A 13,580-nucleotide genomic window follows, 5' to 3' on the forward strand; every position below is an offset into this window, starting at 1 on the left:
CTTTCTTTCCCTGAAGGGTTTCTTTCTTTTTCTAAAAGAAAGAAAGGCTTCTTTCTTAGAAAAATAATCTAATCTTGCAGCTATTGCAATTTTATTGCCGAGCCATCTGGCTAACTTACCACGCTGCTCTACAGGCGCTTGTGAAATTTTAGGGTGCTGGAATATCAGTCCATATTTTGGTGTTCTTGCCCCTTTTCTCAACGCTCTAAATAGCGCTTTCTCAGCTCCTAGTAATTGGATAGTGCTCGCAGGTAGCGCAGAAAGTCTGTGCAAGCCTCCTGAGGCGGCTATAAGTTTTGCAGCTAGAATTGGTGTCGCTACTTCAGCTAGATTGGGAGCGAGCTTCATGATTTTATCATCTATGTAGCTTTCGAGCGAGCGCTCTAAATTGTCTAATGAAAGTATTGTAGCTGCAAGATTTGCTAAGCTATCAAACTCTTTATCGCCTAATTTAGCTCTGAGCTCGCGTTTGGTTACGAACTCTCTTGGTGCAATCTCAAAATTGCAAGTTGGAAAATGGTGACCATACCATTCTCTGAAGCGCTCTAAAAACAGATTTTTCGCTTTAATAATTTCTTCGTTAGCTCTAACAGCTTGAATAATATCCTGGTCTTCATAAATTTTTTCTTTTAATTGACTTTTCGCTAGCTCTATAGAAGAAGCTTGAAGTAGCTCGTAGCTATAGCTATATTGCTCAGGGACTAACGAAACGAATTCTACACTACTTAATTTGCCTAACGGCAATAGCCTTTCGGTAGTAACGTAAATTCCTTCAGAGAGTCCAGCTGCAAGCTCTTTCTCCTCTTCTAAAATTTCGTTATTATCTATTTTTTTCAATCTTTCTGCAATTTGGCTTGGGACTTTAGGAAATAGTTTATATGCTATGACTTTAGAGTTGTCAACAATAAAGGTTCCAAACCATTTTGTGATAAGCCACGCGCACATTTTACATTCCTATTAATTGTGTTATCGACTATTTATTATTGTTGGCTTGATACTTCAAAAAACCGAAAATTCTATAATCTATCACAAACTTATACAAGCCAATGTATCAAGAGCCTGTAATAGAAGTCATAAAGCCAAAAATTCCTGAGTTTGAAAGAAAGATAGAATCGCGTTTAGAAGAGCTTAAAAAGCTAATAAAAGCGAGAAAGTCATGCTTCAAACTCAGCACTGTTCCCCTTACAAGCAGTATTCTGCTATTCATTTTCAGCTATTTGCTTTATTACCGCTCTAACCTAATTCAAATAATACCTGAAAGATTTAGTATTGCAGTTAGTTACAATCTAACTGTATGGCTTGCAGTTTTATGGCTATGCGTGGGTATTGCTACTGTAATTTACTCAAAAGCAAGTAAAAAACTAATAGCTGAGAACGTAGCTATGTACATTGGTCTTGCAGCGCTTTTCACAGGTATTCTATACATTTGGCTCGCTTGTTGGCTTAATATCGGTATAGAGACTTACACAAGCGATTTTGCACCTTATAACGTAGCATTATGTACAGGAATAATTTCTGTGGTCGTAGCTCTACTAATTTTAGCTCTGAGCTATAGAATGAGAATAAAAGCGAAATTTTTATAAGCTACTAATTGCTTACTAACGATGGTGAGAGTTTGAAAAAAATATTTATTCCGCCAATAGTAGTTTTAATAGTTATGTCAGTAGTAGCATTATGGAGTGCGTTCAGACTGCAAGCCATACCTGAATCTGCAGAAATACCAAGTGCCGCACTGAGATTTACAGCACTTATTGTAGGTGCAGTCATTGCAGCCTGTATTATTTTGGTAACAATAGCTGGAGACCTTAAACTAGAAAAAATACCTGCTGAGAAAATAGTTGCAGAGGAAGAGCGAGTGGCTGAAGAAGTGCCTGCTGAAGAAGAAGTTGCTGTAAAGCCCCCAGAAGCTCCTCCTAAACCTGTTGGCGAAGCTGAAGAAATGGTGGTTTGCGGTGGGTGCGGAGCTTTAGTACCAGCATCCTCTAAAACATGCCCTAATTGCGGGGCTGAGTTTGAAGAGTAAACTTTTATTAGTTGCTGTATAGAGAAAAATTTTGATATTTCAGGCTATTCTCCAGCTTTAAAGGTGAAATAAAGCTTGAGATACCCTAAAGGTAAACATAAATATACAAGGTTTGAGAAAGCAGCTGTAATAGGAGCTAGAGCTTTACAGGTCGCAATGGGAGCTCCAATACTTGTTAAACTACCTTCTAACACTATAGACCCTCTTAAAATTGCAGTGATTGAGTTTGAAAAAGGAGTGATTCCTATAACTGTAAAAAGAGTTGTGAAATGAGTGCTATTGATAAGCTAAAGATTAGAAAAATATTTGAGAGCAGAGGAAATGAGACTGTAGAAGTGGAAGTTTTTACATCGAAAGGTTTTGGTAGAGCTAGCGCGCCAGGCGGAGCTAGTGTTGGTAAGCATGAGGCTGTTGCTTATCCAAAAAACAATATTGAGCTAGGTATAAAGCAATTTAAAGAGCTTGTAGCTCCTCAGCTAATCGGTATGAACGTGCTCGACCAACGCGGTATCGATGAAAAGCTTAAAGAGCTCGATGCCACTGACAACTTTTCTAAGATTGGCGGCAGTATTGCTATTGCTACTTCACTTGCAGTATTGAAATGCGCTGCAAATGTTCTGCAGCTGCCAGTCTATAAATACCTCTCACCTATTTCTGTACAGCTCCCTATACCTGTAAGCAATGTACTTGGAGGAGGTAAACATGCAATTAGAGGTCCTGAGCTACAAGAATTTTTAGCGATTCCTTTTGCGAAGAGCATTTACGAAGCTCTGAGTGCAAATTTTTTGGTCTATAGATTTATACGCGAGGAATTGAAGCGCCGTTTTCCAAGCGCTACTTTAGGGAGAGGAGATGAAGGCTCTTGGGTAGCTAATTTAGGTTACGAAGAAGCAAGTGATATCTTAGCTTATTGCTGTAGAGAAGCCAGTGATAAAAAAGGTATTGATATAAAGCTTGGATTAGACTTTGCATCAAGCGAGTTTTACAATAAAGGTAAATACTGGTACAGAGGCAAAAGCTTTACAAAAGAAGAGCATTTAGCGCTAGCGCTTAAACTCGTAGATAAATACAATATTTTCTATTTAGAAGATCCTTTTGAAGAAAACGATTTCGAATCTTTTGCAAAGTTAACATCTCAAATCGGTGATAAATGCCTTGTTGTAGGCGACGACCTTTTCGCTACAAATTCTAAAAGGCTTTTAAAAGGTATCAGTTTAAATTCTTGCAATGCTATACTGATAAAGCCTAATCAAATAGGTACGGTAACTGAAGCTTATAATACCTTGAGCCTAGCACATAATAACAAGCTCACCACTATAGTATCGCATCGTAGTGGAGAGACTACAGACGAAATCCTAGCCCATCTAGCTGTGGGCTTCGGGTCTAAATTTATAAAAGCAGGAATTGCAGGCGGTGAAAGGCTAGCGAAACTTAACGAGCTCATAAGAATAGAAGAGGATCTTAAAAAATGACGGAAGAGCCATTACTACCTGACGAAGAGTACAGAGTTGCGGGAGTGCATATAGGTACTCACCAGAAATCTGCTGATATGAAAAGATTCATATTCAGAATAAGGTCTGACGGGCTATATGTGCTCGATGTAAAAGAGACTGATAGGAGACTAAAGCTATGCGCTAAATTACTAGCTAGTTACGAACCTCAGAAAGAATTGGTCGTAGCAGCTAGGCAATACGCGCAAAAGCCTGCATCACTATTTGCAAATACTTTAGGAATGAGAGCGGTTGTGGGCAGATATATCCCAGGAACGCTTACAAATCCAAAACTTCCAGAATATTTGGAGCCCGAGCTTATATTTATTACCGACCCTGCGGTTGATAGCCAAGCTTTAAAAGAAGCTGTAAATATAGGAATTCCAATTATTGCTATATGCGATGTAAATAACGAAACCAAATATATAGATTTTGTAATTCCTGCAAACAACAAAGGTAAAAGGTCTCTAGCAGTTATTTACTGGTTGCTTACAAGAGAAGTTACGAAAGCAAAAAATCTTATTAAAAGTAATGACGAGTTTAAACTTAAAATAGAAGATTTTGAGACGGAGTTGTAAAAAATGCGCTTACCGGCAGTTGCAGGTAGCTTCTATGCAAGTACCGAAGAGCTGTTAGTAAAGCAGATTAAAGGCTGTTATCTACACGAGTTAGGTACTGGTAAATTACCTAAATATAACGAGAAAGGTTTACGCAAAATCAAAGGTGCTGTAGTACCTCATGCAGGCTATATGTATTCAGGAGCTACAGCAGCTTGGGTTTATGCTGCGCTAGCTGAAGACCGCTTTCCAGCTACCTTTATAATAATAGGTCCTAATCATACAGGCTACGGTAGCGGGATTGCAATTACAAAGGAAACTTTTTCTACACCTCTTGGCGAAGCTGAAATTGACCTAGAGCTTGCGGACGCTTTGTTAAATACTATTATTGATAACGATTTTAACGCACATCGGTACGAGCATTCGATTGAAGTGCAGTTGCCTTTTCTTCAGTTTATAAAAAAAGATTTTAAGTTTGTGCCTTTGTGCTTGGGAATACAAGATTATAAAACTGCAAAAGAAGTTGGTAGCATAATAAAAAAAGCAATATTTGAGTTAAAAAAGGATGTTGTTGTTATTGCTTCTAGCGATTTCACTCATTACGAAGAGAGGAGCGAGGCAGAAAGAAAAGACAAGTTAGCTATAGAAAAGATTTTAAACTTAGATGCTAAAGGGTTGTACGAAGTGGTTAATCGTTACTCTATTTCAATGTGTGGCTATGGACCTGTAATGGCTATGCTTGAGAGCATTGATGCAAAGAAAGCAACTTTACTTAAATATTGTACTTCAGGCGATATAGAAAAGCACATGCTTGAAGTTGTTGGGTACGCAGGGATTGTTGTGGAATGATTGCAACGTAAAAGTGCCATCTTCACACTTTGACCTTATTCAAAAACTCTTCAATCACATCTTCCAAGTCAGGCTTGCCTATTTCTTCAAGCTCGTATTTCACTCTTGCGCAAGGCTTGTCAATCTTCATTACTCTTCTTAGGTCGATAGGAGTGCCTATTATTACAGCATCGACTGCAGCTTTACTTATAGTCTCTTCAAGCTCCTTTATCTGCTTTTTACCGTAGCCCATTGCAGGAAGTATTTTTTCTAAATGTGGGTATCTTTCGTAAATAGCTTTTATAGAGCCTGTAGCGTACTCTTTTGCATCTACTATTAAAGCATTGAATTTTTTGGCTGCTAGATACCCTGCACCGTAAGGCATTTCGCCGTGCGTGAGGGTAGGACCATCTTCTACTACAACTACATTCTTGTTTTCAATAATTTCAGGTCTGTCAACGGTAATAGGCGAATTTGCTAAAATAACTTTAGCTTGAGAATTGCATTTTGAAATGTTCCTTTTCACTTCTTCTATGTCTTCCTTTTTAGCAGTATCTATTTTATTAATAATAACGACATCAGCTACTCTTAGATTAACCTCTCCCGGATAGTAGTTTATCTCATGCCCGGGTCTGTGAGGATCCACTATAGTGATATGTAAGTCAGGCTTGATAAACGGGAAATCGTTATTGCCTCCATCCCAGATGATAATATCAGCTTCTTTCTCAGCTTCATGCAAAATTTTTTCGTAGTCTACGCCTGCATAAACAATGCCATTCATATCTAAATAAGGCTCGTACTCTTCACGTTCCTCAATAGTGCAATTGTATCTATCTAAGTCTTCATAAGTCTCAAATCGCTCGCATATCTGCTTTTTAAGGTCAGCGTCATATGGCATTGGATGACGTATGGAGACTACTTTAAAACCCTTCTTTCTTAAAATACCAAATATTTTCCTAGAAGTCTGGCTTTTACCGCAGCCTGTACGCACTGCACAAACTGCAATTACAGGCTTCTTAGATTGCAGCATTGTTGCGCTAGTGCCTAAAAGTCTGAAGTCTGCACCTGCAGCGTTAACTACGGCTGACTTCCTCATTACATGACGATAAGAGATATCTGAATAAGAAAGAATCACCTGCTTGACTTGGTATTTCTTAATAAGCTCAGGAAGCTCTTCTTCACTATAGATCGGTATTCCTTCAGGATAGTACTCGCCTGCAAGCTCCTTAGGATATACCCTACCTTCAATCTCAGGTATTTGAGTAGCTGTAAAAGCAACAACTTCGTAATTGGAATTATTTCTGAAAAATACATTAAAGTTATGAAAATCTCTTCCTGCAGCGCCCATTATAATAACTCTGGTCCTCTTTTCCATTTAATAAGATATAAGAATGCGCTCTTTATATGCTTTTTGGATAAACATTAATAGCTACTAAAAATTTCTATATTCTTAAACATGGGCTACAAAATTCCTGATGAAGAGCTTGTAACGCTAGGATTGAAAAAAATATTTAGAAAGAATGTAAAGGTTAATTCCCAAACAGCTTTAAAAAAGCTACTTTCTAAAGAGCTTTTAAAGTTCGACCCTTCTTATAAAGTAAGCGGTTCAAGAGCTAGAGTTATTCTACTGACTAAAGAGCTTGCAAGAGTGGAGTTAAATGTAAGAGAAGGTAAAGAAATTAAAGAATTAGCTAAATGCCCTGTCTGCAAATCAAGAGTTACTCCTATAAAGAACAAGACTCTTTACGATTGGGAAATTACTATTGGGTATAGGTGCAAAAAATGCCGATACTGGTGCGGTAAAAAACTGAGAATACCGAGACAGTATATATTTTATAAGAAGTAGTTAGAGACAGCCACAAAAATTTTATCTCTTTACTTACAATTATTGATTAATGAAAATGAAAGCTGCCATACTTGCAAGAGGCTGTTTTGGAAGTAGTAAAGCAAAAACCGCGCACGGTCTTATTAGACATAGCAGTAAATTCAAAATAAAGGAAGTTGTAGATGAGACTCTAGCTGGAAAAGACGCAGGTGAATTTTTAGGACTAGGCATACTTGGAATTCCTATAGTAAACGATTTTTCTAAAGATATAGATAGCTTAATAATAGGTATAGCGCCTCCTGGTGGTAAGCTACCTAAAAAGTGGCGCTCTGATATTAAAAGGGCTATCAAATGCCATATCAATATTGTATCTGGAATGCACGAATTTTTAAGCGATGACAAAGAGCTTGCAACACTTGCAAAGCAATATAATGCAAAAATATGGGATGTAAGGAAGCACGAAGGCAAGTTAGAGCTTGCAAAAGGGTACAAGCATAAAGTGCCTGTAGTGCTGGTTGCAGGAACTGATTCCTGTGTAGGCAAAAGGACTACAGCTCTAGAGCTTGTAAAAAGTGCGCAAAAAAAAGGTTTAAAGGCAGGTTTTGTAGCTACTGGGCAGACAGGCATAATGATAGGTTGCGACGCAGGTATTGCAGTAGATGCTATTCCAGGCGATTTCATTCCAGGAGCTGTTGAAAAAATGGTACGAAAAGTCTCTCAAAAGGGCAAGCAAATAATATTTGTAGAAGGTCAGGGCTCTATACTGCATTCAGCTTACGGCCCAGTTGCACTCGGTATACTTTACGGCTCTAAGCCTGAGTGCGTAATTATGGTGCATAATCCTGCAAGGAAGCACAGAAACAGCTATCCTGAAAAGGTTCCTAAGCTAGAATTTGAAATTGAAGCTGTACAAAAACTAGGCAATACGAGCGTTGTCGGTATTTCGCTAAATTGCAAGGATGTACAGTCATGGGAAAAAGTGGCTAAAGAATACGAGCGCAAATATAAGCTACCTGCTACTGATGTATTAAAGGATAGTAAAGGTGCAGAAAAGCTGTTAAATGCTACTATCAGCAAATTGAATTTATAAAAAAATGGCACGATTATTTGGTACTGACGGCATTAGAGGCGTTGTCAGCGAGCTAATGCGGCCACAATTTGCACTTGAAATAGGACTTAGTATCGGCACATACCTTGGCAATAAAGGTAAAGTAGCTCTTGCTACAGATACGAGAACTTCTAATATTGTATTAAAGAGCGCAATGCTCTCAGGATTATTATCTTCAGGTATAGACGTTGTAGATTTCAGTATTGTGCCTACACCTACACTTCAGTTTGGTATAACAAAATTCGATCTTGATTTTGGAGTTGTCATTACCGCTTCCCACAATCCACCAGAGTTCAACGGTATAAAATGTATCGATAGCGATGGCATAGAGTTGGCAAGAGAGAGCGAAGAAAAAATAGAGCATATATATTTTCAGAAGTTATACAAGCAAGTTGCATGGGATAATTTAGGCAATGTTTCCACTGCAGATATAATTGAAGATTACGTGAATGCAGTGCTCTCTTTAGTAGATACTGAAGCAATAAGAGCTGCAAATTTAAAAGTAGTTTTGGACTGCGCTAACGGTGCAGGGTGCTTTACCACGCCTTATCTCCTCGAAAAGCTTAATTGTAGAGTAATACTGCTAAATTCTCAGCCTCAGGGTGTGCCCTCGCACCCTTCTGAGCCCACAGCTGAAAACTTACAGGAGTTGATAACTACTGTAAAAGCGGCTGGCGTAGATTTAGGTATAGCGCATGACGGTGATGCAGACAGAGCTATATTTGTAGACGAGCTAGGCAATTATGTGCCTGGTGAGAAGACATTAGCACTTTGCGCTAGAGAGCTAGTTAAAGAGAACAAAGGACTCGTTGTAACTGCAGTTAGCTCTTCTTCTTGCTTAGAAGACGTTGTTAAAGCTGAAGGTGGCGAAGTTGAATATACGAGAGTAGGCTCTCCAATTATTGCAAGAGTAATGCGCGACAAAAACGCGGTTTTCGGCGGCGAAGAGAATGGAGGATTAATATTCCCTAAATTCCAGTACTGCCGGGACGGCGCTATTGGGATAGCGAAAATTTTAGAAATATTAGTGAAGTCAGGAAAAAAATTTTCTGAGTTGATTGCAAAAATTCCTCAGTATTATTTATACAAAACGAAAATTTCATGTCCTGAAGAATTAAAACAAAAAGTACTTGATGAATACATTAAATCGAAAGCTGTGGTAGGATTAAGATCTCTTACTCTTGACGGTGTGAAAATTTTCTTTGAAAATGGCTGGGTATTAGTAAGACCTTCTGGTACAGAGCCTATTTATAGAATATTTGCAGAATCAAAGGATCAAAATATTGCAAAGGAGCTCGCTGAGAGCGAGAAAAAAGCGCTAGAAGGAATCATTAAACTTTCACTCTGATCTTTCTTCTTCAAGCTCCTCTTTCTTCTTTGTCACTTTTTTCTGACTTGCAATTATCAAGAATCCTATCACTATCACTATAAGCACCATTAGTGCGATTAATGCGTAAGGCACTATAGGCAGTGGTGGCTCTTCAACTCTAATAAATGCGATGGTTACAAAAGAGTCCCTATCATTGAAAATATCTGACGCGCTTGTAGAATCTATTTCTACCCTGAAATAGTAGTCGCCAGCTGTTTCGAACTTTACATCTATGCTTCTAGTCTCACTGCTACCAAACCACATCCCAGGAATGATTTTTGTATCTATCGGTGCCCAGGCGACGCCGTCAGGGCTTTGATAGAATTTAATTATAATCGTACCACTAGAATTAAAACCTCTAATGCCCGTATTGAAAAGGCTGACTGTTATTTTACCGACATCGCCTTTCCTAGGCATAGTTGGAAAAGTTACTGTGACTATAAAATCGCCTCTACCTTCAAGTGCAGTAAAGTACCAAACCTTTTCTACAAGTCTATTGCCCGGTATTGAGATATCCAGTGCTTCACTTGTAATTCTAGCAGTGTAATTCTTATTGGGACCAAGCGCTGCAGCAGGCTCAAATATTGCGATTTTGCTGTCTTCCCATTTCCAAGTGCCGTCTACGTTAGTATTAGTTTCGTTATCTATTAAATTAAAATTCTGTTCAACGCTAGTAATATTCATAGCTTCGCTAAATGCCAATAGGATCTTGCCAGTGGTTGCTGCAGTGCCTTCGCTACCAGTATATTCTAGAAGCTTAGGAGCTGTAGAATCGAGAACGAACTCGCGTTCGAGTAGTGCAGTTAAGCCTCGCGCATCAATTGCATTAAATTTGAGTTTTGCATTAGATATATCTAAAGCCGGAGCAGACCAACTATAACTATTGGCACCACTCTGGATGTTGGTTAGATTCGCAGCATAACTCCAAGCAGTGCCATTATAAAACAGAATTGTAATATTATAAGGTGCCAGACCGCCGCCAACACTGTACCTAAGTGTTTGAGTTACGTTACCAGTCAGTCTTGCAGCTGGATATGGGAAATGCAATGATAAACTTATCAATGGTGTTGTTTTGAAAGACCATGAGTAAGGCACCAAGCTATTGCCGGGCTTTGATAAATCTTTAGCTTCTGCAGTCAAACTGCAGCTATAAGTTTCATTTGCTTGGAAAGGGTCGTGCGAAATTATTGCTTTACTAATTTTACGATCATCTGTAACCCACTCTGTAACCCAACTCCAGGCAAGGTTGCTCACAGCTGGGGAAATTGAGAATGCGTTTTCTACACTCGTTTCGTTCATTTGCTCATCAAATTCTATCAAAATATCTCCGTAAATGCTCACATCGCTAGCCCCCGACTCTGGAGTTACGTTGCTAACCGTAGGCTTCTTTGAATCAATCCCAAAATATCCTACACTTGGCGTTATTAACCAATCAGTTCTGCCAGTGTCGTCAGTTAATGTTATATTCAGTTTGACATGTGTTGCGTTAACCGTTGGGATAACTAAATCGTAAGTATGCTCTCCATGCCTATAATTAGTTGTCTCATAGACAATATTTAGCTCTGTTAAATTGAATATTATTTTGAACGGTGCGGCTCCGCCCGTTATGTTATAAGCTAATTTTAGTACACTGCCCCCTGTAAAGCACGCAGTCTCTAACTCCTGTGCAATACTTATATCAAGTTCGTCAGTACTGAGTTTTAGCGATCTCGCAGATACTTCATAGTTAGCTCTTGCAATAGGAGAGACTGAGTAATAATAACTCCCGCCTAGCGAAATAGTAGTATCGTTAAAGAAATAATGAGTTTCGTTTGAGTAGTCAGCAATACCAGCACGCTTGTCCAAAAGATCATCTCTCCAGATAGCATATCCAATAGTATTGTTAGAGTTTGGTGTGCCACCACCCAGTGCTGAGATTTGCTGGTTTGTAAACTTGGGTATTGATATATTTATCCAAGTATCGCCTCTTTTATATATTCTCGGTGTAGGTATAAGTTCCCATTCTGTAGCGTCGCAGATGCCAACGTATTCTGTCTTATCAACTGGTGGCGGATAGTAGATTGTTTTTAAAGTGAAATTTGTTATGAATGCGTAATTCAGCTCGCTATGAAACTCTCCTACAGCTATACCCTCATCCCCCTCAGCCCAGTTAGGCTGACTTTCCGGTATAAAGGAGAAGGAGTCGCGATCAGTCTCGTTAGTGCCTTGATCTGTAGCACCGGTATCGATATTTATGTTAGTAACATTTTTCAATAAATACACCGTAATATTTTCACAAACCCAAACCTTTGTTTCGTTATAAATTCTTGCGTTACCATCTAGAGAATGCAAGACAATTCCAGTTATTTCATACTCTCGCTGACGTTGAGTTGTAGGCTCCTGCCCTATAGCTATAAGCACGCCACTCATTAGTAGTACTAACACCAAAGACCAAGCAGCTATTTTCCTCGACATCTTTCTATCGCACCTAAATGAAGAATATTTCTAGATATACTTATTTTTTGCTATTCAGCTATTAGCTTGCCTATCTCGCTAGGAAGCTTTGCAATTGTTACCCCTACGCCTTCAAAACTTTTAATTTTGCTCTCCGCGCTTCCTTTTCCCCTTGCAATTATAGCGCCTGCATGGCCCATCCTCTTGCCTTTAGGAGCTGTTATTCCTGCAATATATGCATATACAGGCTTCTTCATTTTAGCAATATATGAGCACGCCTCTTCCTCTGCACTACCGCCAATTTCACCTATTAAAACTATTTTTTCTACCTTTTTATCTTTTTCAAATATTTTCAATACATCTACGAAGGACATTCCTACAACAGCATCGCCACCCAAGCCAATACAAGCGCTAACACCAAAGCCAGCTTTGGTAATAACTTCTACTATTTCGTAAGTTAAAGTTCCGCTCCTAGATACAACACCTATATTTCCGGGTAGGAAAATTTCGTTCGGCATGATCCCTAGCTTTGTTCTAGTATGAGGTAAGATTATTCCGGGCGTATTAGGACCTATTACTACGGCTTTTTTTAATTTTGCATATTCTAAAATTTCTATTGTATCATGCACAGGAATATGCTCGGTAATAATCACAATGATTTTTAAGTTATTTTCTAAAGATTCTAGGGCTGCGTCTCTAGCGAATTGAGCAGGTACAAAAATTATTGCTGCATTAGGCTTTTTAGACATAGCTTCAGAGACTGAGTTGAATACTTCTATACCTTCGACAACCTCCTTGCCTTTGCCAGGAGTTACGCCTGCCACTATATTAGTACCGTATTCCAGCATTTTTTTAGTATGGAATCTTCCTTGCAAGCCAGTAATACCTTGGACAAGAACGCGAGTATCTTTGGGCAATATTATTGACATAAGCTTATCACCCTTTCAGCACCTTCTTCTAAAGTCTCTACAGTTGTAATTCCAAGCTTTTCTAAAATTTCTTTACCTTCTTTTTCGTTAGTTCCTCTCATTCTTACAGCCACAGGAATTTTTACGAGCCCTCTCTCAGCAACTTCTTTTAGGCCTAGCGCAACTTCGTCGCATCTTGTTATTCCGCCGAAAATATTAATAAATACAGCTTTAGGCTCTGCTTCGAGCATTAGTTCAAAAGCATATTTAACTCTTTCTGGTTCAGCGCCGCCGCCCAAATCAAGAAATACTCCGGGCTTGCCGCCAAAATAGTTTATACAGTCTAGAGTAGCCATTGTAAGTCCTGCGCCATTGGCTATTACGCCTATATTACCGTCAAGTTTAACGAAGGCAATACCTTTCTCAGCGCATTTTCGCTCTAACAGCGATTGAAAGCTTTCGTACTCTTTATGCCTGTACATAGCAGCGCTATCAATTGTAAGTTTAGCGTCAGCGGCAATTATCTTTTGCGCTCTCGTTATAACTAAAGGATTGATCTCTGCAAGCTCTGCATCTTCTTTCTTAAATAAAGAGTATAGATTTTTTATTAAATTTGAAAATTCTTCTTTTAGCTCTAAAGGTATATTTAATTTTAAAATCAACTCACGAATATTAAAATCTTGTATCCCTATAAAAGGATTAACATGAGTTTTTATAATCTTTTCCTCTTCCACCTCTTCTATATCTACGCCTCCGCACTCGCTAGCCATTAAAAGAGGCAGTTTAGCACTCCTGTCAATACTTATACTTAAATAAAGTTCCTTCTCAGTTTCTAGCTTTTCCTCAACTAAAATTTTATCTACTTTATAGCCTAACAAACTAGCGCCCAATAAGTTAGAGCATTCTTTTTCAAGCTCTTCTTTATTGCCAGCAAACTTTATGCCCCCTGCTTTACCTCTACCTCCAACTGGCACTTGAGCTTTTAGCACTACTGGGAATTTAATATCAGGAAGCTCAGCAAGTTTAGAAATTAAAAAAC

General features: G+C 38.7%; 14 protein-coding genes. 9 read left to right on the forward strand and 5 right to left on the reverse strand.

Features of this window, described 5'->3' with window-relative positions:
* Window positions 1–945: ribosomal biogenesis protein (locus QMD21_05320; GenBank protein MDI6856183.1), on the reverse strand; the 945-nt coding region annotated here is incomplete at its 3' end.
* 101 nt (window positions 946–1,046) lie between these two features.
* Here QMD21_05320 and QMD21_05325 point away from each other — a divergent pair.
* The 6 genes from QMD21_05325 to QMD21_05350 all read left to right on the forward strand — a co-directional run bounded on the left by QMD21_05325 (window position 1,047) and on the right by QMD21_05350 (window position 4,919).
* Window positions 1,047–1,583, forward strand: coding sequence for a hypothetical protein (locus tag QMD21_05325; GenBank protein MDI6856184.1), 537 nt, complete (start codon window positions 1,047–1,049; stop codon window positions 1,581–1,583).
* A gap of 32 nt (window positions 1,584–1,615) precedes the next feature.
* The gene (locus tag QMD21_05330) at window positions 1,616–2,023 is read left to right on the forward strand and encodes a zinc ribbon domain-containing protein (protein ID MDI6856185.1); all 408 of its coding nucleotides are present in this window, start codon (window positions 1,616–1,618) and stop codon (window positions 2,021–2,023) included.
* 75 nt (window positions 2,024–2,098) lie between these two features.
* Window positions 2,099–2,296, forward strand: a complete 198-nt coding sequence (locus QMD21_05335) for a DNA-directed RNA polymerase subunit K (GenBank protein MDI6856186.1) — start codon at window positions 2,099–2,101, stop codon at window positions 2,294–2,296.
* Entirely contained in the window at window positions 2,293–3,495 is a 1,203-nt protein-coding gene (locus QMD21_05340; GenBank protein MDI6856187.1) for an enolase C-terminal domain-like protein, read from the forward strand. The genes QMD21_05335 and QMD21_05340 overlap by 4 nt, the downstream gene beginning before the upstream one ends.
* Complete coding sequence (gene rpsB, locus QMD21_05345; GenBank protein ID MDI6856188.1) at window positions 3,492–4,091, forward strand: 30S ribosomal protein S2; 600 nt, start codon at window positions 3,492–3,494, stop codon at window positions 4,089–4,091. The genes QMD21_05340 and rpsB overlap by 4 nt, the downstream gene beginning before the upstream one ends.
* A 3-nt stretch (window positions 4,092–4,094) precedes the next feature.
* Complete coding sequence (locus QMD21_05350) at window positions 4,095–4,919, forward strand: MEMO1 family protein (GenBank protein ID MDI6856189.1); 825 nt, start codon at window positions 4,095–4,097, stop codon at window positions 4,917–4,919.
* Window positions 4,920–4,941: 22 nt separating this feature from the next.
* On the opposite strand, the gene QMD21_05355 is transcribed toward QMD21_05350, so the two are convergent.
* The gene (locus QMD21_05355) at window positions 4,942–6,273 is read right to left on the reverse strand and encodes a cyclic 2,3-diphosphoglycerate synthase (GenBank protein MDI6856190.1); all 1,332 of its coding nucleotides are present in this window, start codon (window positions 6,271–6,273) and stop codon (window positions 4,942–4,944) included.
* Between the two features lie 81 nt (window positions 6,274–6,354).
* Between QMD21_05355 and QMD21_05360 the strand changes: the two genes are divergently transcribed.
* The 3 genes from QMD21_05360 to glmM are packed head-to-tail and all read left to right on the forward strand — an operon-like array spanning window position 6,355 to window position 9,179.
* Window positions 6,355–6,744: a hypothetical protein gene (locus tag QMD21_05360; protein MDI6856191.1), complete on the forward strand. Its 390-nt coding sequence runs from the start codon at window positions 6,355–6,357 to the stop codon at window positions 6,742–6,744.
* A 49-nt stretch (window positions 6,745–6,793) separates the two neighbouring features.
* Window positions 6,794–7,813: a DUF1611 domain-containing protein gene (locus tag QMD21_05365; protein ID MDI6856192.1), complete on the forward strand. Its 1,020-nt coding sequence runs from the start codon at window positions 6,794–6,796 to the stop codon at window positions 7,811–7,813.
* Window positions 7,814–7,817: 4 nt separating this feature from the next.
* Window positions 7,818–9,179 (forward strand): phosphoglucosamine mutase, encoded by a 1,362-nt coding sequence (glmM, locus tag QMD21_05370; protein ID MDI6856193.1) that lies wholly within the window; start codon window positions 7,818–7,820, stop codon window positions 9,177–9,179.
* Here glmM and QMD21_05375 read toward each other — a convergent pair.
* The 3 genes from QMD21_05375 to sucC form a co-directional block, all read right to left on the reverse strand.
* Window positions 9,171–11,654 carry an Ig-like domain-containing protein gene (locus tag QMD21_05375; protein MDI6856194.1) on the reverse strand — a complete coding sequence of 828 codons (2,484 nt, stop codon included), beginning with the start codon at window positions 11,652–11,654 and terminating at the stop codon, window positions 9,171–9,173. The genes glmM and QMD21_05375 overlap by 9 nt on opposite strands.
* A 50-nt stretch (window positions 11,655–11,704) precedes the next feature.
* Window positions 11,705–12,562 (reverse strand): succinate--CoA ligase subunit alpha, encoded by an 858-nt coding sequence (sucD, locus tag QMD21_05380; GenBank protein MDI6856195.1) that lies wholly within the window; start codon window positions 12,560–12,562, stop codon window positions 11,705–11,707.
* On the reverse strand, window positions 12,553–13,580 hold a 1,028-nt coding region (gene sucC / locus QMD21_05385), incomplete at its 5' end, for an ADP-forming succinate--CoA ligase subunit beta (GenBank protein MDI6856196.1). The genes sucD and sucC, both read right to left, overlap by 10 nt.

The organism is Candidatus Thermoplasmatota archaeon (assembly GCA_030018475.1).
Classification (GTDB): domain Archaea; phylum Thermoplasmatota; class JASEFT01; order JASEFT01; family JASEFT01; genus JASEFT01.

Excerpts from the sequence above, each read along its gene's own strand:
- QMD21_05325 (MDI6856184.1), top strand. The coding sequence starts at position 1,047 with ATGTATCAAGAGCCTGTAATAGAAGTCATAAAGCCAAAAATTCCTGAG.
- QMD21_05340 (MDI6856187.1), top strand. The coding sequence starts at position 2,293 with ATGAGTGCTATTGATAAGCTAAAGATTAGAAAAATATTTGAGAGCAGA.
- rpsB (MDI6856188.1), top strand. The coding sequence starts at position 3,492 with ATGACGGAAGAGCCATTACTACCTGACGAAGAGTACAGAGTTGCGGGA.
- QMD21_05350 (MDI6856189.1), top strand. The coding sequence starts at position 4,095 with ATGCGCTTACCGGCAGTTGCAGGTAGCTTCTATGCAAGTACCGAAGAG.
- QMD21_05355 (MDI6856190.1), bottom strand. The coding sequence starts at position 6,273 with ATGGAAAAGAGGACCAGAGTTATTATAATGGGCGCTGCAGGAAGAGAT.
- QMD21_05360 (MDI6856191.1), top strand. The coding sequence starts at position 6,355 with ATGGGCTACAAAATTCCTGATGAAGAGCTTGTAACGCTAGGATTGAAA.
- QMD21_05365 (MDI6856192.1), top strand. The coding sequence starts at position 6,794 with ATGAAAATGAAAGCTGCCATACTTGCAAGAGGCTGTTTTGGAAGTAGT.
- glmM (MDI6856193.1), top strand. The coding sequence starts at position 7,818 with ATGGCACGATTATTTGGTACTGACGGCATTAGAGGCGTTGTCAGCGAG.
- QMD21_05375 (MDI6856194.1), bottom strand. The coding sequence starts at position 11,654 with ATGTCGAGGAAAATAGCTGCTTGGTCTTTGGTGTTAGTACTACTAATG.
- sucD (MDI6856195.1), bottom strand. The coding sequence starts at position 12,562 with ATGTCAATAATATTGCCCAAAGATACTCGCGTTCTTGTCCAAGGTATT.